The sequence below is a fragment of the Deinococcus sp. LM3 genome (assembly GCF_002017875.1).
Classification (GTDB): domain Bacteria; phylum Deinococcota; class Deinococci; order Deinococcales; family Deinococcaceae; genus Deinococcus.
In genome coordinates this window covers 110,100-134,348 of the sequence record NZ_MUFV01000001.1, presented here as the reverse complement: position 1 = coordinate 134,348, position 24,249 = coordinate 110,100, and the positions used below count along the sequence as shown (strand labels likewise).

The 24,249-nt window shown below is 69.9% G+C and carries 23 protein-coding genes; 11 read left to right on the top strand and 12 right to left on the bottom strand.

Features of this window, described 5'->3' with window-relative positions; translation table 11 throughout:
• Nucleotides 1–7 precede the first annotated feature (7 nt).
• The 5 genes from BXU09_RS00625 to BXU09_RS00605 form a co-directional block, all read right to left on the bottom strand.
• Nucleotides 8–877 (bottom strand): carbohydrate ABC transporter permease, encoded by an 870-nt coding sequence (locus tag BXU09_RS00625; protein WP_230271047.1) that lies wholly within the window; start codon nt 875–877, stop codon nt 8–10.
• Entirely contained in the window at nt 874–1,788 is a 915-nt protein-coding gene (locus BXU09_RS00620; RefSeq protein ID WP_078299619.1) for a sugar ABC transporter permease, read from the bottom strand. The genes BXU09_RS00625 and BXU09_RS00620 overlap by 4 nt, the downstream gene beginning before the upstream one ends.
• Before the next feature lie 136 nt (nt 1,789–1,924).
• The gene (locus BXU09_RS00615) at nt 1,925–3,193 is read right to left on the bottom strand and encodes a sugar ABC transporter substrate-binding protein (RefSeq protein ID WP_078299616.1); all 1,269 of its coding nucleotides are present in this window, start codon (nt 3,191–3,193) and stop codon (nt 1,925–1,927) included.
• Between the two features lie 78 nt (nt 3,194–3,271).
• Nucleotides 3,272–4,021, bottom strand: a complete 750-nt coding sequence (locus BXU09_RS00610; RefSeq protein WP_078304474.1) for a DeoR/GlpR family DNA-binding transcription regulator — start codon at nt 4,019–4,021, stop codon at nt 3,272–3,274.
• Nucleotides 4,022–4,363: 342 nt separating this feature from the next.
• Entirely contained in the window at nt 4,364–4,702 is a 339-nt protein-coding gene (locus BXU09_RS00605; protein WP_055362289.1) for an FKBP-type peptidyl-prolyl cis-trans isomerase, read from the bottom strand.
• Nucleotides 4,703–4,838: 136 nt separating this feature from the next.
• Here BXU09_RS00605 and lepB point away from each other — a divergent pair, with 136 nt between their 5' ends.
• The 3 genes from lepB to BXU09_RS00590 all read left to right on the top strand — a co-directional run bounded on the left by lepB (nt 4,839) and on the right by BXU09_RS00590 (nt 6,856).
• Nucleotides 4,839–5,447 (top strand): signal peptidase I, encoded by a 609-nt coding sequence (lepB, locus tag BXU09_RS00600; protein WP_346417546.1) that lies wholly within the window; start codon nt 4,839–4,841, stop codon nt 5,445–5,447.
• 80 nt (nt 5,448–5,527) lie between these two features.
• Nucleotides 5,528–6,046 carry a hypothetical protein gene (locus BXU09_RS00595; RefSeq protein ID WP_078299612.1) on the top strand — a complete coding sequence of 173 codons (519 nt, stop codon included), beginning with the start codon at nt 5,528–5,530 and terminating at the stop codon, nt 6,044–6,046.
• A gap of 66 nt (nt 6,047–6,112) precedes the next feature.
• Nucleotides 6,113–6,856 (top strand): DUF2259 domain-containing protein, encoded by a 744-nt coding sequence (locus BXU09_RS00590; RefSeq protein ID WP_078304470.1) that lies wholly within the window; start codon nt 6,113–6,115, stop codon nt 6,854–6,856.
• Nucleotides 6,857–6,919: 63 nt separating this feature from the next.
• Here the strand turns inward: BXU09_RS00590 and BXU09_RS00585 are convergent, their stop codons facing one another.
• From BXU09_RS00585 to BXU09_RS00575, 3 genes are all read right to left on the bottom strand, one after another.
• Complete coding sequence (locus tag BXU09_RS00585; protein ID WP_078299608.1) at nt 6,920–8,575, bottom strand: VOC family protein; 1,656 nt, start codon at nt 8,573–8,575, stop codon at nt 6,920–6,922.
• Between the two features lie 140 nt (nt 8,576–8,715).
• Nucleotides 8,716–9,225 (bottom strand): MarR family transcriptional regulator, encoded by a 510-nt coding sequence (locus tag BXU09_RS00580; RefSeq protein ID WP_078299605.1) that lies wholly within the window; start codon nt 9,223–9,225, stop codon nt 8,716–8,718.
• A 104-nt stretch (nt 9,226–9,329) separates the two neighbouring features.
• Nucleotides 9,330–10,613, bottom strand: a complete 1,284-nt coding sequence (locus BXU09_RS00575) for an aminopeptidase (protein ID WP_078299601.1) — start codon at nt 10,611–10,613, stop codon at nt 9,330–9,332.
• Nucleotides 10,614–10,869: 256 nt separating this feature from the next.
• Between BXU09_RS00575 and BXU09_RS00570 the strand changes: the two genes are divergently transcribed.
• Both BXU09_RS00570 and queA read left to right on the top strand, forming a co-directional pair.
• The gene (locus tag BXU09_RS00570) at nt 10,870–11,418 is read left to right on the top strand and encodes an NYN domain-containing protein (protein WP_078299597.1); all 549 of its coding nucleotides are present in this window, start codon (nt 10,870–10,872) and stop codon (nt 11,416–11,418) included.
• 31 nt (nt 11,419–11,449) lie between these two features.
• Nucleotides 11,450–12,592: a tRNA preQ1(34) S-adenosylmethionine ribosyltransferase-isomerase QueA gene (gene queA / locus BXU09_RS00565; RefSeq protein WP_078299593.1), complete on the top strand. Its 1,143-nt coding sequence runs from the start codon at nt 11,450–11,452 to the stop codon at nt 12,590–12,592.
• Nucleotides 12,593–12,641: 49 nt separating this feature from the next.
• Here the strand turns inward: queA and BXU09_RS00560 are convergent, their stop codons facing one another.
• Nucleotides 12,642–13,664 carry a GNAT family N-acetyltransferase gene (locus tag BXU09_RS00560; RefSeq protein ID WP_240500861.1) on the bottom strand — a complete coding sequence of 341 codons (1,023 nt, stop codon included), beginning with the start codon at nt 13,662–13,664 and terminating at the stop codon, nt 12,642–12,644.
• A gap of 213 nt (nt 13,665–13,877) precedes the next feature.
• A complete protein-coding gene (locus tag BXU09_RS00555; protein ID WP_078299589.1) occupies nt 13,878–14,306 on the bottom strand; it encodes a hypothetical protein in 429 nt (142 codons plus the stop codon).
• Between the two features lie 131 nt (nt 14,307–14,437).
• Here BXU09_RS00555 and recO point away from each other — a divergent pair, with 131 nt between their 5' ends.
• Entirely contained in the window at nt 14,438–15,175 is a 738-nt protein-coding gene (gene recO / locus BXU09_RS00550) for a DNA repair protein RecO (protein WP_078299585.1), read from the top strand.
• A gap of 23 nt (nt 15,176–15,198) precedes the next feature.
• Here the strand turns inward: recO and BXU09_RS00545 are convergent, their stop codons facing one another.
• Nucleotides 15,199–15,942, bottom strand: a complete 744-nt coding sequence (locus BXU09_RS00545) for a 16S rRNA (uracil(1498)-N(3))-methyltransferase (protein WP_078299581.1) — start codon at nt 15,940–15,942, stop codon at nt 15,199–15,201.
• A complete protein-coding gene (locus BXU09_RS00540) occupies nt 15,939–16,748 on the bottom strand; it encodes a 50S ribosomal protein L11 methyltransferase (protein WP_078299578.1) in 810 nt (269 codons plus the stop codon). The genes BXU09_RS00545 and BXU09_RS00540 overlap by 4 nt, the downstream gene beginning before the upstream one ends.
• A 196-nt stretch (nt 16,749–16,944) precedes the next feature.
• Between BXU09_RS00540 and BXU09_RS21270 the strand changes: the two genes are divergently transcribed.
• From BXU09_RS21270 to BXU09_RS00515, 5 genes are all read left to right on the top strand, one after another.
• On the top strand, nt 16,945–19,164 hold the full coding sequence (locus BXU09_RS21270; RefSeq protein ID WP_078299574.1) for an HD-GYP domain-containing protein: 2,220 nt from the start codon (nt 16,945–16,947) through the stop codon (nt 19,162–19,164).
• A 127-nt stretch (nt 19,165–19,291) separates the two neighbouring features.
• On the top strand, nt 19,292–20,083 hold the full coding sequence (gene proC / locus BXU09_RS00530) for a pyrroline-5-carboxylate reductase (protein ID WP_078299570.1): 792 nt from the start codon (nt 19,292–19,294) through the stop codon (nt 20,081–20,083).
• 138 nt (nt 20,084–20,221) lie between these two features.
• A complete protein-coding gene (locus tag BXU09_RS00525) occupies nt 20,222–21,235 on the top strand; it encodes a LacI family DNA-binding transcriptional regulator (RefSeq protein ID WP_078299566.1) in 1,014 nt (337 codons plus the stop codon).
• A gap of 639 nt (nt 21,236–21,874) precedes the next feature.
• On the top strand, nt 21,875–23,137 hold the full coding sequence (locus tag BXU09_RS00520; protein WP_078299562.1) for an ABC transporter substrate-binding protein: 1,263 nt from the start codon (nt 21,875–21,877) through the stop codon (nt 23,135–23,137).
• Between the two features lie 140 nt (nt 23,138–23,277).
• Nucleotides 23,278–24,249, top strand: coding sequence for a sugar ABC transporter permease (locus tag BXU09_RS00515; RefSeq protein WP_055363333.1), 972 nt, complete (start codon nt 23,278–23,280; stop codon nt 24,247–24,249).

The window sequence follows — 24,249 nt, the reverse complement described above, 5'->3', positions numbered from 1 at the left end:
CCGGGGGTCAGTCCTTGACCGCGCCGCCCGCGATGCCCGCCACGAAGTGCCGCTGCAACGCCAGGAACAGCATCAGGAACGGAATGGTGGCGATCGCCGTGCCCACCATGATCCCGCCCCACGACACGCGCGTCAGGCCGATCAGGGTGCCCAGCGCCACCGGCATGGTGTAACTGTCCTTGTTGGTCAGCACCAGCAGCGGCCACAGGTAATCGTTCCAGGAGGCCAGGAACAGCAGGATCGCCAGCGCCGCCATGGCGGGCCGCACGACCGGCAGCGCGATCTGCCAGAAGGTGCGCCACTCGCTGGCCCCGTCGATGCGCGCGGCGTTCAGCAGGTCGGTCGGGACCGTCTGGAACGCCTGACGCATGTAGAAGATCCCGATGGTGTTCGCCAGGGTCGGCAGGATCACCGCCCAGTACGTGTTCGAGATCTGCATGTCGCGCGCCACCATGATGAACTGCGGGATGATCGTCACGAACGTCGGGATGGTCAGCGTCGCCAGGATCAGCCCGAACAGCCAGCTCTTGCCGGGGAAATCGAACTTCGCGAACGCGTACCCGCCCATGGAGGTCAGCAGCATGCTGAACACCGTGTACAGCGACGCGATCACCACCGAGTTCAGCAGCGCCCGCAGGAAGTTCGTGTCGGCCTGGAGTCCCCGGAAGTTCTCCCCGAACGACCCGCCGAACCACAGGGGCGGGTTCGCGCTGAAGATCGCGCTTTCCGGGTGCGTGCTGAACACCGCCATCATCCACAGCGGGGCCAGGAACAGCGCCGCCAGCGGAATCAGGGCCAGGTGCAGCCAGAAGGCCTTGATGCGGTTACGGGCCTTCACGCCCGCCTTCTCCTTGGGTGCCTGCATGGCGGTCGTCATTCGTCCCTCCCGAACAGGCGCAGTTGCACCACGCTGAAGATCGCCGCGATGGCCGCGACGGTGTACGCGATCGCGCTGGCGTACCCGAAGTTGAAGGAGCGGAAGCCCTGCTGGTACAGGTACGTGCCGAGCGTCATGGTGGAGTTGCCGGGGCCGCTGTTCGTGATCAGCGCCGGTTCCGTGAACAGTTGCAGCGTGCCGATCACGCTGAGCACCAGGCAGAACAGCAGGCTGGGGCGCAGCAGCGGCAGCGTGATCTTCCAGAACTGCTGCCAGGGCGTGGCCCCGTCGATGCTGGCCGCCTCGTACACGTCCTCGCTGATGCCCTGCAGGCCCGCGAGCAGGATGATGGCGTTGTAGCCGGTCCAGCGCCACGTCATGGCGAGGATCAGCACCGTCATGGCCGGCCCGGACTGGTTCAGCCAGTCCACGGCGGGCAGGCCCAGGCCAGTCAGGCCACGGTTGACCATGCCGAAGTCCGTGTTGAACAGCAGGCGGAACACCGCCGAGTACGCCACGGTCCCCACGACCAGCGGCGCGAAGAACGCGAACCGGAACCACCCGGCGGCCTTCAGGAGTTTGCTGTTCAGGGCCACGGCCAGCACCGTCGCCAGCGACAGCATCAGCGGCACCTGAATCACCAGGATGACCAGGGTGTTGCGCAGCGCCGTGCGGAAGAACTCGTCCTGCACCAGACGCGACCAGTTCGCCAGTCCGAAGGGAGCGGTCTCGCCCAGGCGCGAGTCCTTGAAGCTCATCAGGAACGAGCTGATGATCGGCCACGCCCAGAAGGTCATGAAGATCAGCAGGTAGGGCAGGATGAACAGGTAGGGGGCCTTGGGCGTGCGGGCCCACCAGCCTGCTTTCCGGACGGCTCGGGGTGGGGCGGGTGGCTGCGGAACTGTGGTCATGGGTACCTCTGTGGAACGCGCGCACGGCGGGAATCTCCGCGCTGAAACGAAGGAGGGGGGCGGAGGGAACGACGCCTGTGGTGCGCGCCGTCCTCCCCGCCCCGTCTCATGTGATCAACCGGTCAGGAACCGGAACTTACTTGGCGACCGGCAGGCCGGTGGCGCTGGAGATCTTCTTGGCGGCGTCGTCCAGGGCCTCCTTGGCGGTCTTGTACTTGCCCTTGATGTAATCGGCCTGCACCACGATCATGACCTGACGGGCGTCCTGGAAGTACTGGGTGCCGCGCGCCTGGGGTACGTCGCCCAGCGTGTCGAGGATGGTCTGCCAGACCTTCTGGTTCCCCCAGTACGGCTGCGCGACCTTCACGTAGGAGTCCTTGGTGGCCGTGAGCAGGCTGGGCACCAGACCCTGGCTCTTGAGCATGGTCACCTGACCGTTCGTGGTGGCCAGGGCGTTCTCCATGAAGGCGTACGCGGCGGCCTTGTTCTTGCTGCCTGCGGGCAGGGCCAGGGCGCTGCCACCCAGGTTCGCGGCGCGCACGCCACCGGCCTTGTTGGCGGGCATGGGGTACACGCCCCACTTGCCCTTCTGGTCCGGGGCGTTCGTGCGGATGGTGCCCTCGTACCACGCGCCGAACATGGCGCTGGCGCTGCGGCCCGCCTTGAAGGACGTGATCTGGCCGCCCCAGTCGCCGGTCGCGACGACCTGCGCGTCGTACAGTTTCTTGATGGTGGTCAGGGCGTCCACGCAGCCGGGCTTGTTGACCGTGACGCTGGCGCCGGCGTTGTCGAAGTAGAAGCAGTTGTTCTGGTTGGCGAGCATGCGGAACCACTCGTCGTCCTGGCCGTTGGCGACGACGCCCATCTTGACCTTGCCGTCGAACTTGGCGTTGACCTTCTTGCCGGCGGCGATGAAGTCGTCCCAGGTCTTGATGGCGTTGGCGTTCACGCCGGCCTGCTGGTACAGGTCACGGCGGTAGAAGATCACGACGGGGCCGGAATCCCAGGGCATCGCGAAGCGCTTGTTACCGGCCATCAGTTCGGTCCACTTGAAGGCCGGGAAGTTCTTGGCGAGCTTGTCGGCGCCCAGGGTGTTCAGGTCGGTAAAGCAGTTGGGGAAGCGCGCCCAGAAGACTTCGGCCTCGTTGTTCTCGATGGAGTACACGTCGGGCATGTCGGCGCCGCCGGCCGCGCAGCCGGCCAGACCACGGTCGTACACGTTCTGGTTGCCCAGGTCGACGACGTTGACCTTCACGTTGGGGTACTTCTTGTTGAAGCTGGGAATGGTGCTCTGGAGGGCCTTGGCCGCGGCGTCCCAGGACCAGACGGTGACGGTACCGGACAGGCTCTGGGCCGAGGCGGCGGAGGCGAGGGCAAGGGCGGTCAGCAGTGCGAGTTTCTTCATGGGCATCCTCCAGGGATGGGTGGGAAGGGACAGGGTCGGGGTGCAGCGTGGGCCGAAACGGTGCAGAAGCGGGAGAAGCTACACGAGGTGAAGTTCCGGGATGGCGCGGCGCAGTTCCGGGGGTGGAGCGGGGCCGCTGCGGTCGCTGACGAGGGTGCTGATGCGGTCGGTGGGCGCGATCAGCGCGCGGCTGATCTTGCCGAGTTTGCTGTGGTCCGCGACGACCACGATCTCGCGGGACTGCTGCACCATCACGCGTTTGATCTCGGCTTCCTCGTGGTTGGCGTTCGTCACGCCGTGTTCGGCGTGCACGCCGTTGCAGCCCAGGAACAGCCGGTCGGCGTGAATGTGCCGCAGCACGTCCAGCGCGTAGGGACTGACCAGCGAGTGCTGCAGGGGCCGCAGGGTGCCGCCGGTCACGATGACGCGCACGCCGGGCAGCCGCTCGAGTTCCAGCGCGATGTTCAGTCCGTTCGTGACGACCGTCACGCCCTGCAGGGTGGGGGAGACGGCGCGGGCTACCTCGGTGGTGGTGCTGCCCACGTCGATGAACACGGTCTCGCCGTCGCGGATCAGGGCGGCGGCGGCCCGCCCGATGCGGCGCTTGGCGGCGCTGTGTTCCAGCCGGGTTTCTTCCAGGGGGGATTCGCGGCGCACGTCGGTGGGCAGGCGGACGCTGCCACGGGTGCGGCGGACCTGTCCGGCATCGGCCAGGACTTTCAGGTCACTGCGGACCGTCACCTCGGACACGCCCAGGATTTTCGAAAGTTCCGTAACCGGCAACTCGCCATGTTGTTTCACGAGCGAGACAATCTCGCTTCTGCGCACGTCGATCAAGGCAGCCCCCTGATGTACTGGATTTCGATACTTTCGAAGTTTACGGTTTCCTCATGCGCCCGTCAAGTGGCTGACCGGGCGTCGCGTTCCCCGCATCCCGCCGCACCCCCAGCCCCCTTTCTCATACGGATTCCGTTTGTTTCGCCAACAATCCGGAACTTCACCGGATTGCCGGCTCCACGTCCGGAACCCGTTTTGCTCCCACTCGCTTCGCTCGGATTGAATGGGCTTTGCAGCCCATTCAATCCGAGTCCGTATCAGACTCCTTCCATCCACAGAACGACCCCCCGGTTCGCAGGAACCGGGGGGCGTCATGGAATTCGTATCAGTCGATCAGCGGACGTCGACGAGTTCCACGTCGAAGATCAGGGTCGCGCCGCCGGGAATCACGCCGGGAACGCCCGCCGCGCCGTAGCCCAGGCTGGCCGGGATGGTCAGCTTGGCCTTGTCGCCCACGTTCAGCTGCGCGATGCCCTGATCCCAGCCCTGGATCACGTAGCCCACGCCCAGCGGGAACTCGATCGGCTCGCCACGGTCACGGCTGGAATCGAACTTCTGCCCGTTCTCCAGCATGCCGGTGTAGTGCACGCGCACCATCTTGCCAGCCTGCGCCGGGGCTCCGTTGCCCTCAAAATACTTCTCGACCTTCAATCCGTTGCCTTCAGCAGTCATGCGCGACAGGGTAACGGTTCCGGCCCCCTTCCCGCCACCCAAACTGAAGTGACCATGAAGACAGTCTGCCGCGCGCCCCTCCCGGCCCGGTGTCACCGGCGCGCCGATTCCCCTGTCGGTGCTAGCCTCTGAGCCCGTGACACCCGCCGACCCGACCCCGCCCACCCCGCCTCCCGCGCCGCGCCAGACGGACAGCGCGTGGCGGCGCTGGGTGCTGGGCGGCCTGCTGCCGGCCTACCTGATCACCACCTTCGGCGCGACCCTGGCCCGCGTGGACGGCGACTCCATGAACGACACCCTGCGAACCGGCGACGTGCTCGTGCTCCTGAAATACCCGCGCTGGCTGCGCGCCTGGGGATTGCCCGGCCCCTACCCGCGCCGGGGCGACCTGCTGATCTTCAAGGCGCCCGCCGACAGCGAGTACGCTTTCAGCTCGCGCCTGGGCGTGACCTACCGCCCCTACAACGTCAAACGCGTCCTGGGACTGCCGGGCGACACGGTCGCCATCCAGGACGGGCAGGTCATCCTGAACGGCCGTCCCCTGGCCGAAAGTTACGCCAGTGAAGGCTTCGTGGCCGACCAGCCGGCCCAGACCGTCCCGCCCGGCAAGGTGTGGGTGATGGGCGACAACCGCCGCCTGGGCGCCAGCCTGGACAGCCGCGCCTACGGCCCCGTGGACCTGCGGGACGCCGCCGGCCCCGCCGACCTGCGCCTGTGGCCCCGGCCCGGCCTGGTGCCGCGCTGACTGGCCCCTGACGCTCGACCGGGCATGGCGTTCACACACGCCAACCGGGGCGCTCATGGGGCGCTGATACGGTGCCCCTCATGAAGGTTTTCACTGCCACTGCCCTCCTCGCCCTGAGCCTCCCGGCTGTCGCCGCCGCGCAGACGCCCGTCACGCTCGTTCCGCTGAACGTCCCGGAACTGCCCTTCAGTGTCAGCATGCCCAAGGGCTGGCTGGGCGTGAACTTCGAGGACGGTGCGCTCGGCGTGAGCGCCGTGTCCGCCAAGGCCCCGCCCGCCACGCTGATCCGCCTGCTGTACGCCGCGAAAGCCGGTGGCACCCCCACCCCCGCCAGCGAATTCCAGAAGTTCGAGCAGGGCGTGAAAAGCACCGGCGCCGGCATCAAGCAGACGGCCAGCCGCACCGTCGGGTACGGCGGCGTGCAGGGCGTCGAACGCACCTACGCGCTCACGCACCCCAAGGGTAAGCTGAGCATGCGCGTCTGGTACGGCATCGGCGCCAAGAACCTGTACTCGTTCCAGCTGACCGACACGCCGCAGCGCTTCAGCGCCGCCAGCGCCACCTTCAGCAAGGTTCTGGCCACCGTCAAGTTCCGCTGACCTGCCCCACCCGACCTGACCCGCCCGCGTTGCCCATCAGGGACGCGGGCGGTGTACGGTACGGCCATGCGACGACTGCCTGCCGGCCCGCGTTCCAGTCTGCTGGTCCCCCTCACGCTGTGGGCCGCCCTGAGCGGCGGCGCGCACGCCAACGAACGCCTGCCGGTCACCGGAGTCCAGTTCAGCGCCAGCGGCGAGCGGGTCATGGCCGTCGTGAACGGCGAGCAGGACGGCAGCGGCTTCGGCACCGCCCGCCTGGACGTGCTAAGCACCCGCACCGGGCAGACGCTGCTGGGCCGCTCCCGCACCCTGGAAAACGGCACGGCCGCCCAGGCCCGCGCCGCGCTGCTGACCACGCCGCCCGTCCCGGCGTTCCTGCGCGCCGCCGGACTGACCGGCCGCCCCGCCAGCGTGCCCCGCTACCGCCGCACGTACCCGGCCCCGTACCCCCGCTGGGAGGACGCCGTGACCGCCGGGCGCACCCAGACCACGCCCGTGCGCCTCTGGACCGTGCCGGTCCCCGTGCGCCTGAACGTGTACGCCGTGAACGCTGTCTGCCCGTACCCGGACATGCTGCCGCCCGGCACCCGCCCCGCCGGATTCAGTCTCCGCGTGAACGGACAGGTCATCCACACCGATCCCCTCACGCCCGCCCGGCCCGCCGCGCACCCGCTGAACTGCGCCGCCGGGTACACCGTCGAACGCGTGGACGTGCAGGGCAACCGCGTCCTGGTCACCCTGCGCGCCCTGACGCCCGGCTTCGAGGGGCCGGACGCCGTGCCGATGTTCGTCGCTGCGCTCCTCAGGTAGAAAGTGGAAGGCTGATGGTTGATGGAGAAGAGGTGTCCTCCATCAACCATCACCTTTTGACCATCAACCCATCGCGCCAGCGATCCCCTGCATGACGGCGCGGGCGGCGTTCAGTTCGTCGGTGTTGATGGTGTGGCCCAGGCCGGGAATCACGCGGGCATCCACGTTCGCGCCGCGCGCGCGGAGGTTCGCGACCGTCTCCTCGAAACGGCTCAGGGGAATGTGGCCGTCGCGGGGGTCCACGCCCATGAACACGGGCGTGCCGCTCAGGTCGCCGGTCTGGTCGAGGGTGATCAGGCCGCCGCTGAAGGCGATCACGCCGCCCAGGCCCGGCGTGCGGCTGGCGTACTCCAGCGCCAGGCACGCGCCCTGGCTGAAGCCGCCCAGCACCACGCGGCTGGCCGGGATGCCCTGCGCGGCCAGTTCGCTCATGACGGCGTCCACGGTGGCCAGGGCGCGGTCCAGGTGCGGCTGGTTCTGTGCCAGCGGGGCCAGGAACGACTGCGGGTACCAGGTGTTCCCGTCGGCCTGCGGCGCGAGGTACGTGAACGCACTCAGGTTGAACTGGCTTTCCAGGCTCAGGATGTCGGCTGCCGTGCCGCCGCGCCCGTGCAGCAGGACCATCGCCACCCGCGCGTCGGCCAGGGGGCGCCCGGCGGTCACCACCTGCACGCCCTGCCCGTCCCCCTCGTCCTGCGTGGGGGCGGGCTGGCTGCTCAGGTCGCGCCCGCCGATGGTGACGCCGTACTCGCGGTTCAGGATGCGCGGCACGTGCGCCTCGATCTGCGCGCGCTGCGGTTCGAACCACGCCGGGAGTTTCAGGTGCCGCCCGAGTTCCTCGACTGCCTCGTCGTCGGGGAAGCCGGGGGCGTCGGTGGCGATCTCGAACAGCACGCCGTTCGGTTCGCGGAAGTAGATGGAATGGAAGTACTGGCGGTCCTGCACCGGGGTGGGGCGGTACCCGGCGGCGTTCAGGGACGCCATGTACGCCTCCTGCTCGGCGTCGTCACGGGTGCGCAGGGCCACGTGGTGCACGCTGCCTGCGCCGAAGGTGCCGCGCGGCTGGCCCGGCCGTTCCACGACGTCCACGAACAGGCCCACGCCGTCGCCGCTGCCCCGGAATCGGGTGCGGGGGCCCTGTGGGTCGGCTTCCGTGCCGACCTCCGTGAAGCCCAGTTGACCCACCAGCAGCTGGCGCACGGCGTCCGTGTCGCGCACCCAGGCGGTCACGGAGTGAAAGCCGCGCAGTTCATGGTCGGCCGGGACGGGCGAGGCGGGCCAGGGCTGCACGGGCACGCCGTCGTCGAAGGCCAGTTCGATCCAGGTGCCGTCCGGGTCCTCGAAGGTCAGGACCGGCTGCCCGAAACGGGTGCTGGCCGTGGCGTTCAGGCCGTGCTGCGCGAGGCGCTCCTGCCAGTAGGTGTGGCTGGCGGCCGGGACCGAGTAGGCCAGCGCGACGACCTCGCCGTTGCCGCGCACGCCGCGCCGCGCGCCGGGCCAGGGGAAGTGGGTCATGATCGTGCCGGGCTGCCCGGTCTGGTCGCCGTAATAGAGGTGGTACGTGCCGGGATCGTCGAAGTTCACGGTGACCTTCACCAGCCGCTGCCCGAGCACCTGCGTGTAGAAGTCCACGTTGCGCTGGGGGTCGCTGGCCATGACGGTCAGGTGGTGCAGGCCCTGGACGGGGCTGGTACCGGGAGCGGGGGAGAGGGAGGTCATGGGGATATATTACTTAACATTGAACGATTAAAGGTGGTCTGCGATACATAGCACGGGCTCCCCGGCGGCCACCAGCCGACCGCAGAAGCGAGGAGGAATCACCTTCCCGGCTCCTCCCCGTCCCACAGACGGAATCCGTATCAGGCGCTGCTGCGCGCCCCCCGGCGCCTGCCCGCCCCGACGGGCTCAGCTTGCTCACGCTCCCTCAGCGCCAGCCCCAGCTTCTTCGACAGGCTGGTCAGCTGGGCGCGTTCCTCGCCCGTCAGGACCGAGAACACCTCGCGGATGCCCGCCACGTGCGCCGGCAGCACCCGCCCGATCAGCGCCTCGCCGTCCGGGGTCAGCGACACCCGCATGATCCGGCGGTCCACCTCGTCCCGGTCGCGGCGCACCAGACCGTCGCGTTCCAGGTTGTCGATCACCATGGTCAGGTTCCCGCTCGACCGCAGGATCTTCTCGGCCAGCTCCCGCTGACTCAGCGGCCCCAGGTGGTACAGCGCCTCGATCACCCCGAACTGGCTGATGGTCAGGTTGTGCGCGGCCAGGTGCCGGTTGGAGGCGACCTCCACGGCGTGAGACGCGCGCCACAGTTTCACGTAGGCGTCCAACGCCGCTCGGTCCTCGGGTGAGCCAGCGTAACGGTTCGGCATAAGCTCCATGGTCGCCGCGAGTCTTCATGAAGTCAAGTAAACGCCCCCGGTCGCGTGTGGACCGGGGGCGGCGCGTTCAGGCGCGCGCAGGGTCGGCGTTCACGTCAGCTGCGCGCGCGGTACTCCTCGGTCGCCAGACGCACGCAGGCGGCCACGGCGCGCATCGCCACGTAGACCTCCTCGACCGGCGGGCGGGTCGGCGCGAGGCGGATGTTGCTGTTGTGCGGGTCCTTCCCGCCGGGGTACGTGGCGCCCGCCGGGGTCAGGCTCACGCCCACCGCGTCGGCCAGGGCCACCACGCGGTCCGCGACCGGCTCGGCCGTATCCAGGCTGATGAAGTACCCGCCGCGCGGATTCTTCCAGGTGGCGAACGCGCCGTCCGTGCCGAGTTCCTCGCTCAGGACCTCGTTCACCGCGCGGAACTTCGGTTCGATCAGCGCCGCGTGCGCCGCCATCAGGCCCTCCAGCCCGCCCGGGTAATCACGCAGGAACTTCACGTGACGCGCCTGCTCGACCTTGTTCGGGCCGATGCTCTGCGCGTTCAGGTACTTCGACAGCCACTTCACGTTGTCCTCGCTGCTGCCCAGGAAGCCCAGGCCCGCCCCGGCGAACGTGACCTTGCTGGTGCTGGCGAACACGAACGCCCGGTCCGGGAAACCGCCGTCACGGGACAGCGCCACGAGGTTCACCGGCTTGTCCTGCGCCGCCGGGTCGGGCGACAGGTGATGCACGCGGTACGCGTCGTCCGCGAAGATCGTGAAGTCCGGCGCGGCCGCCTTCAGCGCGGTCAGGCGGCGGGCCTTCCCGGCGCTGATGGTCTCGCCGCCCGGGTTCGAGTACGTCGGCACGAACAGCACACCCTTCACGGACGGGTCAGCCGCCACAAGCCGCTCGATGGCGTCCACGTCCGGCCCGTCGGCCTGCATGTCCACGGTCAGGAGCTCGAAGCCCAGCGTCTCCAGCAGCAGGAAGTGCCGGTCGTAACCGGGCGTCGTGACGATCATCTTCGGCGACTGACCCGCCCAGGGCTTCCCGCCGCGCAGGCCATGCAGCAGCGCGAAGGTCAGCACGTAGCCCTGGAGTTCCAGGCTGGCGTTGTTCCACACGATCATGTTCTCGGGCTTCAGGTCCAGGTACGCGCCGAACAGCGCCCGCGCGGACGGCAGGCCCGCCACGCCGCCCGGGTAGTTGCGCAGGTCCAGGCCGTCCATGTGCGTCTCGTTCTCGCCCAGCGCGCCCAGCAGGCCGTTACTCAGGTCGAAGTCCGCGTCGGCGGGCTGCCCGCGCTGCATGTTCAGTTTCAGGCCCTGCGCCCGCACCGCCTCGTAGGCCGCGCGCGCCCGTTCCAGTCCCGTTCCCGCTCCTGTTCCCACCGTGTCGCTCGTCATGCCCCCAGGGTAACGGCCCGCGCCTTCCGGGATGCCCCCCTTGTGCGGTCAGCTTCCGGTGTGGGGGCGGGAGAGGTCTGCGGCGTGGGCGGGTGTTACACTTCTGGCGCCCGGCCCCCGCGCCGAGCGTCCCTCTTTTGCGTCTTTTCCCTTTTGCCTTCTGTCGCCCGGCCCTTTCCTTTCCCGCTTCACCCCACTGAGCCCTGTCTAATCCAAGACCCGCCCAATCCAGGCACCACCCAACAGGAGAATTTCAATGCAGTACATCGTCCACCGTCCGCGCGTCGGGGTGTTCATCGACACCCAGAACCTCTACCACTCGGCCCGTGACCTGCTGGAACGCACCGTGAACTTCGAGACGATCCTGAACGTCGCCACCGAGGACCGCGAACTCGTGCACGCCATCAGCTACACCGTGGAGCGCGAGAACGAGGCGACCGCCCGCCCGTTCATCTACAAACTCTCCACGCTGGGTTTCAAGGTGCGGCGCATGAACCTCACGCTGCACCACGTCACCGACGGCGGTAAGGCCATCTACGAGGGCAACTGGGACATGGGCATCGTGGCCGACATGGTCCGCATGATGGACCACATGGACATCATCGTGCTGGGCAGCGGCGACGGCGACTACACCGACATCGTCGAGGTGTTGCAGGAACGCGGCAAGCGCGTCGAGGTCATCGCGTTCCGCGAGCACACCGCGCAGAAACTCATCGACGCGGCCGACCGCTTCACGCACCTGCCGGACATCGAGAACGGCCTGATGCCCGCCCGCACGCCCAAGGCCAGCAAGACCGAGGAGTAAGGCCGTGCCAGACGCACCGCAGCCCGGCAGCATGTCGCCCGTCACCACCCTGAGCGCCGAACAGGCCGCGCACGCCGACGCGACCCTGGCCCGCCTGAACTTCGACCTGCCGCCCGAACGCATCGCGCAGACCGGCGCGGAACCCCGCGACGCCTCCCGCCTGATGGTCGTGGGCGAGGCCGTCACGCACCACGTGTTCCGGGACCTGCCGGGCCTGCTGCGTCCCGGCGACCTGCTGGTGTTCAACGAGAGCCGCGTCATCCCGGCGCGCGTCATGGCCCGCAAACCCGTGGACGCCGCCGGACACGGAGGCGGACAGGTGGAAGTCCTGCTGCTGCGCGAGGAGGACCTGCCGGACCTGAGTGCCGAACACGGCCCGCACCTGTGGAGCGCGTACCTGAAACCCGCCCGCCGCGCCGGCAACGAACTGTGGCTCGGCGAAGGCGAGCACCGCCAGCGCGCCCGCGTGGTCGGACAACTGGAGGACGGCGCCCGCATCCTGGCCTTCGACCACGACATCAAACCCTACCTGGACGACATCGGCCGCCTGCCGCTCCCGCCGTACATCGACCCCGGCAGCAGCGACGACACGTGGCGGGAACGCTACCAGACCGTGTACGCCCGCGCGCCCGGCAGCGTGGCCGCCCCCACCGCCGGCCTGCACTTCACGCCGGACCTGCTCTCGGCACTGGACGCCGCCGGGGTGGAGCGCACCACCGTCACCCTGCACGTCGGGGCCGGCACCTTCAAACCCGTCACCGGACCCGTCGCCGATCACACCATGCACGCCGAACGCTACTCCGTGACACCCGAGGCGGCGCAGGCCATCAACCACGCCCGCGCCGCCGGACGGCGCGTCATCGCGGTCGGCACCACCACCGTCCGCACGCTGGAAAGCGCCTGGGACGGCACGCAGGTTCGCGCGGGCGAGGGCGACACCCGCATCTTCATCACGCCCGGCACGCCCGTGAACGTCCCGGACCTGCTGATCACCAACCTGCACCTGCCCGGCAGCACCCTGCTGCTGCTCGTGGCGGCCTTCGCTGGAGAGGACCGCATCCGCGCCGCCTACGACGCCGCCCTGCACGGCGAGTACCGCTTCTATTCGCTGGGCGACGCGATGCTGCTCAGGAACGTGCGCGGAACGCAGGCGGCGGGCAGCGGGACGGAGTGAACGGGGAGTGGGAAGTGGAACGCGCTGAAGGTGGGCGCTGGCCCGCTTCCTACTGACCACCCTCCACGGCCCGCTTCAGGGTGACCATGGCCGCCTCGCGCGTGAAGCCCAGGCGGTCGTTGATGGCCAGCATGGGGGCGTTCCCGGTGTGGTTGCCGGTGTGCGAGTGCGTGAAGCCGCGTGCCAGGGCCGCGCGGGCCGCCGCGAGTTTCAGGGCGAGGCCAAGGCCGTGGCCGCGCCACTCGCGGCGCACGCCGGTCAGGCCGTTGTGCAGGTGGCCCGGCTGGGCGGTCAGCACCTGCGCCAGCTGACTGGTGCCCACCCACGTGCCGTCCGGGGCGACGGCAATCATCAGGCCGCGCGGGTCCAGTTCGCGCTGCGGCATCCGCATCTGCCAGACCTCAAACGGCCAGACCTGCACGGGCGTCGCGCTGGGCACGTCGGTCAGCAGGGCGCGGATCAGGTCGTAATGCTCGTGCGGCTGCGTGTCCCAGGGGTCCGCGCCGGGGGCGGTCAGGTCGGCCAGCGACACGACGCGCACCCCGCTCGCCAGGGCGCGGGCTTCCTCGTCCGCGAACGCCGCGAAATCCACGGTACGCAGGTCCAGGACGCTGCTCCACATGCGGTCGTGTTCCGCCCAGCCGCGCCGCAGCAGGTGCCCGGTCTCCCACCAGCCCTCCCGCAGGCGCGTGACGGCCACCCGCGCGCCCGCCGCGCGCAGCACGTCCAGGCCGTACTCGACCAGTGAGTCAGCCAGCGCGGAGCGGCGGTACTCCGGGTGCAGCGTGACCGTCAGGTCCAGCCACCCGTCGTGGTTGTCCATGCCCGGCACGCCCGTCTGCACCGCCCCGACCAGTGCGCCGCCCAGGAACGCCCCGCGCTGCGAGTGATGCTCTCCCGGCAGTCGTCCCGCCGCCAGCCGCTCCAGGCTCACGGCGTCCGTGGGTTTCTCCGGGTGCGCCAGGGTCAGCAGCGCCGCGTACCCAGCGGTTCCCAGGTCACGAAACGACAGATCCCGGAACGACAGGTCGGCAGGGGTGTCCTGCGCGGAGGGCAGCGTGTGCTCGTTCATGCCGCGTAGCAGATCACACGTCCGCGCCCCGCGCATCCGCTTTTCAGCTCAGGGCGTCATACGGACTCCGATTGAATGGGTTTTGCAACCCATTCAATCCGAGCGGACTCGTAGAGCTTCGTAGAAGAGCGAGTGGGAGCGAAACGGGTTCCGGGCGTGGAGCTGGCAACCCGGCGATGTTCCGGGTTGTCGGCGAAACAAACGGAATCCATATCAGTGATCGCCGGGACCGATCGGCTCGATGGGGAAGATGCGGCCCGCCAGGGACTCCAGCCCGCGCGTGCCCGCGCGTTTCTGGCAGCCCTCGGTGGCGGTGCACAGCGTCATGTACCGCGTGCGGCGCGCGGCGACCTGCACGCGGTACAGCGCGGCCTCGCTGCGGCTGCGGGTGTAATGGCACAGGTCGCAGTGCAGTACGCCACGCGTTTTCGGGTCCAGCGGCGTGAACTCGGCCAGCTGCTCGCCGTGCACCAGCGCCAGCCGGCCGTCCGCGACCGGGTACAGGCCCAGCGTGGGCACGGCGGGCCGGGCGGCGTCCTGCTCGCCGAACAGCTCGCGGTGCGTTTCGGGGAACAGTTCCCGCAGCAGGTCCCTGACATCGTGCGCCTGCGCGGGCGCGCCCTTGTGGTGCGGGTCTTTCATTGTGCCCAGTGTAGGGGGGAGTGCCGCGCAGCAAAGTGGAAACGGGCACAGGGCCGCCCGCACAGGCGCAGTAAACTGGAAGCTGTGACCTGCCTCCTGCCCCGCACCACCCCGCCACGCGGGCAGCGCCCTTGAGGTCCCGCACCGCCAACCGCAGCGGCGTCGTCATCCGCCGCCGCGTGACGCCCGCCGGGGACATCCTGCTCTCGCTGCTGACCCCGCAGGGCAAGCTGAAGGCCGTGGCGCGCGGCGGGGTGCGCGGCCCGCTCGCCAGCCGCCTGAACCTGTTTCACCACGTGCACGTGCAGGTCTACCAGGGACCTCACAACGACCTCGCCAGCGTGCAGCAGGCCGTGCTGGAGGGCGCGCTGCCCACCCTGGCGCAGCCGGAACGCTACGCCTTCGCGCACCTGATGGCCGAATTCGCCGACGCGCTGTTCCAGGAAGGCGAGTTCAGCGAGCAGGCCTTCGAGCTGTTCGCGGGCGCGCTGCGCGGCGTGGCGCACCAGCCGGATCCGGAATGGGTGGCGCTGGTCATGAGTTACAAACTGCTGGCCCTGGCCGGGTTCGTCCCGCAGACCGCGCACTGCGCCCGCTGCCGCGCGCCCGAACCGGCGCACCCGGACCCGCTGGGCGGGCAACTGCTGTGCCGTGACTGCGCCGCGCTGCCCGCCTACCCGCCCGACGCGCTGGAGTTCCTGCGGGGCGTGGCCCGCCGCACCGTGCGCGCCAGCATGGACGCCCCGCTGCCCCCCGCGCTGCGGCCCGCGCTGTGGCGGGCGCTGGAACGCTTCGTGACCGTGCAGATCGGGAACGTGCAGTCCTGGCGGCAACTCGTGCCGTACGCGGAACCCGCGCCCACCCTGTAGCTGTAGCCAGCGGAGTCCGGTTTCTAGAGACCCAGCGCGGCGATGGCGCCCAGCAGCGCGACCGGGGCCGTCTCGGCCCGCAGGATGCGCGGCCCCAGCGTCACCGCGTGCGCGCCGCCTGCCACCAGTCGCGCGACCTCGGCGTCGGTCAGGCCGCCTTCCGGGCCGGTGATCAGGGTCACGGGCGCCGACCAGTCGAGCACGTCGGTCAGGCGCGTGTTCGAGCCGGGCTGCGCGACGAACACCTGCCCGGCCAGCGGCACGCCCGCCAGCGGAATGGGGGCCAGCACGGGTGGAATCACGCTGCGGCGCGACTGCTTGGCGGCCTCCTGCGCCACGCGGTTCAGGCGTTCGAGTTTCTGCGCGCCGATCTCGCGGGCGTCCGCGCGGGATGTGACGGTCAGCTGCACGGCGCTCACGCCGAGTTCCGTGGCGGCGCGCACCACGTCGCTCAGCTTGTCGCCCTTCAGCAGGGCCACGGCCAGCGTGACCGGGTACGGCGTTTCCAGGTGCGTCTCGATGGCCTCGCCCAGATGCAGCGTGGCCCGCACTTCCTCCAGCTCGGTCAGGGTGGCCAGCGCCTCGGCGCCCTGACCGTCGAACACGCGCAGGGCGTCCCCGGCCCGCAGGCGCAGGACGTGCAGGTGCCGCGCCTCGCCCGACCCCAGCGTCATGACCGCCGAGAGGGCCGGGACCCGCACCCGGTGGCGGGGCAGATCGGCACGGGGTTGATCGGGGCGGGACTGGTCGGGCCGGTCGGCGGTCATGCGTTGCGGGCGGTCACGAGCGCCCAGTCGCCGTCGGTTCGCACCTGCACGTCCGTGAAGCCCTCGCGGTCCAGGGCGCCCTGCACCAGCGGCAGTTTGCTGACCAGGATGCCGGTCAGGATCAGCGGCCCGCCCGCGCGCAGGTGCCCCACATACGCGCCCACCAGCAGGTCGTGCAGTTCCGCGTACAGGTTCGCGACCAGCACGTCGAACACACCGTCTGTCACCACGTCGCCCGGCAGGTCGTCACCCAGCGTGCCCACCATGAACGCCGCGCGGCCCGCCGGAACGCCGTTCTGCTCCGCGTTCTCCGTGGCAATCGGAATGGTGACCGGGTCGATATCCACGCCCAGCGCGTAGCGGGCGTCCAGCAGCGCCGCCGCGATGGCCAGAACGCCGCTGCCGGTGCCCACGTCCAGCACGGTCTGCCCGCCCAGGTCCAGCGCCGAGAGCGCCTCGACAGCCATGCGGGTGGTCGCGTGGTGCCCGGTCCCGAAGGCCATGCCCGGCTCGATGATCAGCGGCACCTGGGTGGACGGCACCTCGGCGCGCAGCCACGGTGGCACGATGGTCACGCGCCCGGCAGGCACGGGCCGCAGGTTCGCCTTGAATTCCGCCTGCCAGTCCTGATCGGCCTCGTCCCGCCACTCGCCGTCGCTGATGTCAGCGGGCAGGTCGGTCTGCTCGTCGAAGTACGCGCGGATCAGGCCGGCGCGTTCCTCCAGGCCGGTCGCGCCGGCCTCCCACAGCAGGTCGAGGTGATCCTCGCGCGTTTCGAACGTTCCGGGAAGATGGTAGACCAGCATCCCCTCAGTCTACTGCGCGCCCCGCGCCACTCACGTTCCTGTGCCAGTCACGTTCCTGCACCAGTCACGTTCCTGCGCCAGTCACGTTCCTGCGGCCGGTGTGATGGCCGCTCCCCCCCCAGACCGGAACCTTCCACCCGGTCAGGTCCGGGCCTTACACTGCCGGTCAGCGCACACCGCCCGGAGGACGACGCCCATGGCCCGCAGGACCGACCCACCCATCACCCCACCGGCCCGGCCGGAACCCGGTTCCGCCACCGGAACGGATCACCTGCACCTGACCCTGCCGGAGCGGGGAGGGCCGCTCGACTGGTCCGGTCCCCGCGCCGTCCGGCACGCCGCCCTGCCGTGGCTGGTCATGCTGGGCACCCTGGACCTGCACCGCGCCGCCTGGGGCGAACGGGTGACGCTGCGCCGGCCCAGACACCGGGCCGTCCGGCTGGCCGGCGCGCACCGGCAGGCGCTGTGCGCCGTGCTGGAAGCCGCCGTGCCGGGCGGGCCGGAGTTGCGCCTGGACTGGTCCGGACGGCCCGCCCGGCACGCGGCGGGACCGGCCCTGCACGCGGCCCGGCCTGCCGACCTGCCTGCCGAACTGCTGGGCTGCCTGACCCTGCCGCCCGCGCAGGCGCTGGACGCCGCCATGCCGTTTCTGCGGCGGGCCGGCGTGCTGCGCGCGCAACTCAGTGACGGCGAGGAACTGACCGACCTGCACCTGCACCCGGCGACCCTGCACCCGCCCGCCCCGGCCCTGCACGCCCTGAATATCGGCCCACCGCACGCCACGCTGGGCCGCCTGTGGCTCGGCGCACCCCCCGGCCCGGACGCGCACGCCGCCGCGCACGCCCTGTTCGTCCCGGCGCGCGCCGCCGCCCGGCAGGCCGAACTGACCCGCGTCGCCCGCGCGGCCCGCCTGAGCCTGGACCTGCAGGGGGCCGCGCAGGCGCTGCGCGACGGCCACGCCCTGCCCGAGGAAGCGTTGCAGGCCGCGCAGCGCCTGACCCGCGCGCGCGGCGCGGCCCTGCTGACCACACGCGGCGCGCTGCTGCAGACCGGCACGCTGGACGCCCCGGCCCTGCGCCGCGCCGCGCGCAGCCTCCACCTGATGCGCGGCCCTGGCCGCGCCACGCCGCCCACCCCGGCCCTGCTGGACCTGGGAACGCCCGGCGGGTGGACCCTGCTGGTCCCGCTGACGTCCCCCGAGGCGGCCGGCGGCGCGTGGGCGTTCCAGCTGGACGCCTCGGCGCAGCCGTGGCTGAGCGACCCGGACGACCTGATCTGGGACACGCTGGGCCGCGCGGCCCGCGATCCTGCCCACGCCACCGGCCCGCGCGGTCTGGAGCGGCGGCAGGAGGGCGGCGTGACGCTCTCGCCGACGCTGCTGAGCGTGCTGGGCAGTCTGGGAGACAGTCAGATTCCCAGTCAGATCGCCGGGCGCGGCCTGAGTCACCTGACCGGCGACGGTGGCGCGGTGGGCGGCGCGTACCTGACGGCTCCCGGCGGGCCCGTCGCGGGTGACGCCGGGCGTGACCTGGCGGCCTCGGCCGGCCGCGTGACGGCGCTGCGGGCCCCCGAGGTGCAGACCGAACTGTGGCGCGCGTCCGGTCAGGGTGAGGCGCGTCAGCTCACGCTGCCCGGCCCGGCCCCCGCGTTCCTGAGCGTCAGTCCCGTGCAGGTGGGCGGTCAGACGACCGGCGTGCTGGCGCTGCTGCACGCCGCCCCGCCCCCGCCAGCCACGCTGCCGCTGCTGAGCGTCCTGGCGGGGCAGGTGGGCAAGGCCAGCGAGCAGCAGCGGGTCCTGCGGGACCTCGCGCAGGTACGCGAGCAGACCTTCCGGGTGCTGGGCCGCGTGCTGGAGTACCGCAGTTTCGAGACCAAGGGTCACACCGACCGCGTGACCGCCCTGGCGCTGCGGCTGGGGCAGGCGCTGGACCTGCCGAGCACGCAACTCGCGCACCTGCGCTGGGGCGCGTACCTGCACGACCTGGGCAAGATCGCCATCGCCGACGACGTGCTGCACAAGCAGGGAGCCCTGACCGCCCCCGAGCGGCGCTGGATGCGGCGGCACGTCACGATCGGCGAGACGCTGCTGCGCGAACAGGGCCTCGTGCCGACCGAGGTGCTGCAGATCGTCCGGCACCACCACGAACGCTGGGACGGCACCGGCTACCCCGACGGTCTGAGCGGCCGCGACATTCCGCTGCTGGCGCGCCTGTTCGCGGTCGTGGACGTGTTCGACGCCCTGAGCAGCGAGCGGCCCTACAAGGCCCCGTGGTCGCGGGCCGACACGCTGCGCGAGCTGCGGCGCGTGTCGGGCACGCACCTGGACCCGGATCTGGTCGAGACTTTCCTGATCATGCTGGAATCGCCCGCATGGTCCGGGCCGCCCGCCGAACCGTTCGACACGGCCCTGCACTGAGGGTTGCACTGAGGGTTGCACTGAGGCTTGCACTGCCGGCCGCCCTGCACTGACGGCGGCGCGGCGGTCTGCACATCTGCGGGGCGGCGCGCGCGTGGGCCAGGGGGGCGCACCTATACTGGCCCGCATGAAACTCGTGATCGTCGGTGTGGGAAAGCTGGGCCTGGCCCTGCTGGAAGGCGTGGTGGCCCGCGGCGTGATGCCGGCCTCCGAGATCGGCCTGCTGGACCTGAACACCGCCCGCAGTGAGGAGATCGCCGAGCGGACCGGGGCGCGCGTCGTGACGGCCGCGCAACTGCCGGCCGCCGAGCGGATCCTGATCAGTCTGCAACCCCGCGTGTTTCCGGAAGCGGCCGAGTGGCTGGCGCAGGAGAACGCCGGGTACATCAGCACCATGGCGGGCGTGAGCGCGGCCGCGCTGACCCGCCGCCTCGGCACGAAACGGGTGGTGCGGGTCATGCCGAACCTCGCGGCGACCATCGGGCGCAGCCAGACGGCCATCACGGGTCCGCGCGAGGCGACCGACGCGGGCGACCTGGCGTTCGCGCGTCACCTGTTCACGGCGGTCGGGGACGCCTACGAGCTGCCCGAACACCTGTTCAACGCCTTTACCGGCATGAGTGCCAGCGGCCCGGCCTACGTGGCCGTGGTCGCCGAGGCGCTGGCCGACGGGGGCGTGCGCATGGGCCTGCCGCGCCCGCTGGCGAACGAGCTGGCCGCCAAGCTGCTCGTCTCGACCGGCGAGCTGTTGCAGCTGCGGGCGCATCCGGCGATGCTCAAGGACGAGGTCGCCAGTCCGGGCGGCACGACCATCGCGGGACTGGCGGCGCTGGAATCGGCGGGCGTGCGCGGCGGGCTGATCGAGGCGGTCGTGCAGGCGACCCGACGGGGCACGGACCTGGGCCGCGATCAGGAGTAGGGCCGTGCGGGTGGGTTGATCGGATGCAGGCATGGAATGTGAAAGCGCTTTCAGGTACAGTGCGGGTATGTTTCAAGTGACCGTGCCCACCCACGCACGCCGCTGCGTCCGGACTCCTGCGCGGCCGGCTGGCACCGCATGAACCGCGCCGTCACCCTCAGCGAGGTCGCCCGCGAGGCCGGCGTGTCCCCCAGTACCGTCTCACGCATCCTGAACGGCACCGCCCGCGTCAACGACGCCAAGGCCCGGCAGGTCCGCCTCGCCATCGACAAACTCGGGTACACGCCCAACACCTTCGCGCGCAGCCTCGCCACCGGCGCGTCCGGCAGCATCGGCGTCCTGACCCCGGACATCGCCAGCCCCTTCTACAACGACGCCCTGAGCGGCATCGAACGCGGCCTGATGGGCAGCGGCTACTCCCCGATCATCATCAGCGGCCACTGGCGCACCGACGAGGAAGAACACGCCGTCGCGCTGCTGCTCAACCGCCGCGTGGAAGGCATGATCATCCTGGGCGGCCAGATGCCTGACCACGACCTGCACGCCCTGGCGGCCCGGCTCCCGATCGGCGTGCTGGGCCGCACCATCGACCTCAGCGCGCACGGCGGCGTGTCGCTCGCCATGGACAACCGGCAGTCCGCCCGCGACCTCGTGAACTACCTGATCGGACGCGGCCACCGCGTGATCGGTCACATCAGCGGTCCGGGCGACCACACCGACGCCCGCGAACGCCTGGACGGCTACCGCGACGCCCTGCAGGAACGCGGCCTGCGCTTCGACCCCACCCTGGTCGTGCAGGGCGACTTTCAGGAACCCAGCGGCCTGATCGGCATGCAGCGCCTGCTTCAGGGGCACTCGAACATGACGGCGGTGTTCGTGGCGAACGACCAGATGGCCTACGGCGCGCGCCTCGCGCTGTACCGCCTGGGCCTGCGCGTCCCGGACGACATGTCGCTCGTGGGCTTCGACGACCTGCCCGGCTCGTCGTACACCATGCCGCCGCTCACCTCGGTCCGGCAACCCATGGGTGAGATGGGGCAGTGGCTGGCCCGTTACGTCCTGTCCCGGCTGCGCGACGAGACCATCGAGCCCTTCGAGCCGCGCCAGGAACTGATGCTGCGCGAATCCGTCGCCAGCCGCCGGGGCCGCTGACCGCACCCGGAGACTGCCGGCCCCGCCTGATACGGACTCGGATTGAAGGGGCTGCAAAGACCCTTCAATCCGAGCGGATGCGACTCGTAGAGCTGCCCCGCAGAGTAGGAGAGAAACGCCCCTCCGGACGTGGAGCTGACAATCCGGTGAAGTTCCGGATTGTCAGCGAAACAAACGGAATCCGTATGACATTCGCAGAGCTGCCCTCCGCATGGAGGCATCAGGAGTTCCCGTTCCTGATGCCTCCATGCGCGGCGGTGTGTCTCGTCAACAGCCTGAAGAGGATTCCGGGCATGGAGTTGGCAACCCGGTGCCCTGCCGGAGAGTTGACGAAACAGACGGAACCCGCATGAAAGGGCATTCTTTCACCTTTGACTGGAGAGACGCGCTTCCAGACAGTCTGAATCGATATACACGCTCCTGCCAGCCTGACGATGAGAGGGGAGGGCACTTCCCGTCTTGACAGCGCTTTCAAAAGGCGAGTACAGTAACCCCAAGCAGAACCGAAAGTTCAGACCTCTCGTTCACCCGCGAACGAAACGCCGTGCCACACGCCGCCACCGCGCGCCGCGTGCCTCATGGCGACACCTGAGCGGTCTGCCACGGCCCCCACCCGCCCCTGCTCCCGGAGGAACCACCATGCGCCAGCTGCCCCGACTGACCCTGACCCTGACTGCCGTCCTCTGCGCCGCCCTCGGCAGCGCCAGCGCCCAGAAAACCACCATCACCGTCGGCGTCTTCCCCGACCTCGACAGCGTCGTGAAGGCCGCGCTGCCCGGCTTCAACAAGCTCTACCCGAACATCACGGTCAAGATCAACTCGCTGGCCTACGCCGACCACCACACCGCCCTGACCACCGCGCTCTCCACCGGCAAGGGCGCCGCCGACGTGGTCGCCATCGACTTCGGCTACGTCGCCCGCTTCGCGGAAGGCAACGGTCTGGTCGACATCAGCAAGGCCCCCTACAATGCCGGGCAGTTCCGCAACCAGTTCGTGGCGTACACCTACCCGCAGGCCATGACCCAGGACGGCCGCATGGTCGGCATGCCCACCGACATCGGTCCCGGCGCGATGTTCTACCGCACCGACATGCTCAAGAAAGCCGGCGTGAGCGCCGCCTCCCTGAACTCCAGCTGGGAAAGCTACATCAGCAACGGCCGCAAGGTCGTCGCCGCCAACCCCGGCTCCTTCCTGATCCCCGACGCCGGGCAGGCCGCGCAGATCATCATCCGCACCGGCCTCAAGAGCGGCGAGGGCCTGTTCTTCGACAAGAACAACAACGTGCTGGTCGATCCCAAGAACCCCCGCTTCGTGCGTGCCTTCACCATCGCCAAGCAGATCCGCGACGCCAAACTCGACGCCCGCGCCGGCGGCGCGTTCAGCCCCGAGTGGACCACCGCCTTCCAGAAAGGCAACCTCGCCACCGAGTTCAGCGGCGCGTGGCTGGTCGGGCACATGCAGAACTGGCTCGCCAAGGACTTCAGCGGCAAGTGGGGCTCGCAGCAGCTGCCGGGCAACACCTTCGCCAGCTGGGGCGGCTCCTTCTACGGCATCCCCCAGCAGAGCCAGCACAAGACCGAGGCCTGGGCGCTCATCAAGTACCTGACCACCAACAAGGACCAGCAGGTCATGGCGTTCAAGACCACCGGCGCGTTCCCCGCGCTGCGTTCGGCCGCGAACGACCCCGTCTTCAACGAGGGCGTGCCGTACCTGAACGGCCAGAAAGCCCGCGTGCTGTGGCGTCAGGCCGCGCTGAAAATCCAGCCGCTGGACGTGAACAAGCTCGACCCCATCGCCGAACAGATCGTGAACGACGCCCTGAACAGCGTCCTTGACGGCAGCAAGGACATCACGGCCGCCCTGACCGAGGCGAAGAACCTGATCACCCGCCGCGCCCGCTGAACCACGCCGGCGAGGGGCAGGTCCGTTCGCCCGTTCAGAGGCGCCGGACCTGCCCCGCGCGTTCCGCCCGGCCCCCGCCCACCCCCACCCGGTCGGCGCGTCGCACCGCCTGCGCAGCACAGGCCCTGGAGACCACAGGCATGCAAGCAACCCTGAAACCATCCAAACCCCGCCGCCGCCCCAGCTGGAGTGACTTCCAGCGGCGGTACGCGCCGTACCTGTTCATCAGTCCGTTCTTCATCCTGTTCTTCGCGTTCGGGCTGTTCCCGATCCTGTTCAACGCCTACCTGAGCTTCCACCAGTGGCAGCCCGGCACCGGCCTGGGCGAGATGAAGTTCGTGGGCCTGCGCAACTACACCGACAACCTGACCGACCCGACCTTCTGGCAGTCCCTGAAGAATACCGCCATCCTGGCGCTGCTCTCGGGCCTGCCGCAGCACCTGATCGCCATTCCGCTGGCCTTCGCCATCCAGGGTGGCCTGCGGCGCATGCAGAACTTCGTGACCGCCGTGTACTTCCTGCCGTACATCACGTCCATCGTGGCGATCTCGGTGATCTTCTTCACGCTGTTCTCGTGGCAGTACGGCGTGATCAACTCGGTCCTGAACGCCCTGAGCGGCCTGCCGCTGATCGGCGCATTGTTCCCCTCCGAGAAGATCAACTGGCTGGGCGAGAAGGAGTACGTGCAGAGCGCCGTCGCCATGGTCGTCGTGTGGCGCTACACCGGCTGGAACATGCTGCTGTACCTCAGCGGCCTGCAGGCCATCCCGCGTGAACTGTACGAGGCGGCCAGCGTGGACGGCGCCACCCGCGCCCAGCAGTTCCGCTACATCACGCTGCCGCTGCTGCGGCCCATCATGTTCATCGCCGTGACCCTCAGCCTGATCGGCGGCCTGCAACTGTTCGAGGAGCCGTTCATCCTGACCAACGGCAGCGGCGGCGCCGGACAGGCCGGCCTGACCACCGTGATGTACATGTACCGCACCTACGCCTCGTACTCGGACGCCGGAGTGGCCGCCGCCATGTCCTGGCTGCTGTTCCTCGTGATCGGCGTGCTGACCCTCGTGAACAACCGCGCCTTCGGCCGCAGCGGCCTCGCCGGAAGGGACTGA

Excerpts from the sequence above, each read along its gene's own strand:
- BXU09_RS00525 (WP_078299566.1), top strand. The coding sequence starts at position 20,222 with ATGAACCGCGCCGTCACCCTCAGCGAGGTCGCCCGCGAGGCCGGCGTG.
- proC (WP_078299570.1), top strand. The coding sequence starts at position 19,292 with ATGAAACTCGTGATCGTCGGTGTGGGAAAGCTGGGCCTGGCCCTGCTG.
- BXU09_RS00560 (WP_240500861.1), bottom strand. The coding sequence starts at position 13,664 with ATGAACGAGCACACGCTGCCCTCCGCGCAGGACACCCCTGCCGACCTG.
- BXU09_RS00570 (WP_078299597.1), top strand. The coding sequence starts at position 10,870 with ATGCAGTACATCGTCCACCGTCCGCGCGTCGGGGTGTTCATCGACACC.
- BXU09_RS00520 (WP_078299562.1), top strand. The coding sequence starts at position 21,875 with ATGCGCCAGCTGCCCCGACTGACCCTGACCCTGACTGCCGTCCTCTGC.
- BXU09_RS00585 (WP_078299608.1), bottom strand. The coding sequence starts at position 8,575 with ATGACCTCCCTCTCCCCCGCTCCCGGTACCAGCCCCGTCCAGGGCCTG.
- BXU09_RS00590 (WP_078304470.1), top strand. The coding sequence starts at position 6,113 with ATGCGACGACTGCCTGCCGGCCCGCGTTCCAGTCTGCTGGTCCCCCTC.
- BXU09_RS00605 (WP_055362289.1), bottom strand. The coding sequence starts at position 4,702 with ATGACTGCTGAAGGCAACGGATTGAAGGTCGAGAAGTATTTTGAGGGC.
- BXU09_RS00620 (WP_078299619.1), bottom strand. The coding sequence starts at position 1,788 with ATGACCACAGTTCCGCAGCCACCCGCCCCACCCCGAGCCGTCCGGAAA.
- BXU09_RS00595 (WP_078299612.1), top strand. The coding sequence starts at position 5,528 with ATGAAGGTTTTCACTGCCACTGCCCTCCTCGCCCTGAGCCTCCCGGCT.
- queA (WP_078299593.1), top strand. The coding sequence starts at position 11,450 with ATGTCGCCCGTCACCACCCTGAGCGCCGAACAGGCCGCGCACGCCGAC.
- BXU09_RS21270 (WP_078299574.1), top strand. The coding sequence starts at position 16,945 with ATGGCCCGCAGGACCGACCCACCCATCACCCCACCGGCCCGGCCGGAA.
- BXU09_RS00575 (WP_078299601.1), bottom strand. The coding sequence starts at position 10,613 with ATGACGAGCGACACGGTGGGAACAGGAGCGGGAACGGGACTGGAACGG.
- BXU09_RS00625 (WP_230271047.1), bottom strand. The coding sequence starts at position 877 with ATGACGACCGCCATGCAGGCACCCAAGGAGAAGGCGGGCGTGAAGGCC.
- BXU09_RS00580 (WP_078299605.1), bottom strand. The coding sequence starts at position 9,225 with ATGCCGAACCGTTACGCTGGCTCACCCGAGGACCGAGCGGCGTTGGAC.
- BXU09_RS00615 (WP_078299616.1), bottom strand. The coding sequence starts at position 3,193 with ATGAAGAAACTCGCACTGCTGACCGCCCTTGCCCTCGCCTCCGCCGCC.
- BXU09_RS00515 (WP_055363333.1), top strand. The coding sequence starts at position 23,278 with ATGCAAGCAACCCTGAAACCATCCAAACCCCGCCGCCGCCCCAGCTGG.
- BXU09_RS00540 (WP_078299578.1), bottom strand. The coding sequence starts at position 16,748 with ATGCTGGTCTACCATCTTCCCGGAACGTTCGAAACGCGCGAGGATCAC.
- BXU09_RS00545 (WP_078299581.1), bottom strand. The coding sequence starts at position 15,942 with ATGACCGCCGACCGGCCCGACCAGTCCCGCCCCGATCAACCCCGTGCC.
- BXU09_RS00555 (WP_078299589.1), bottom strand. The coding sequence starts at position 14,306 with ATGAAAGACCCGCACCACAAGGGCGCGCCCGCGCAGGCGCACGATGTC.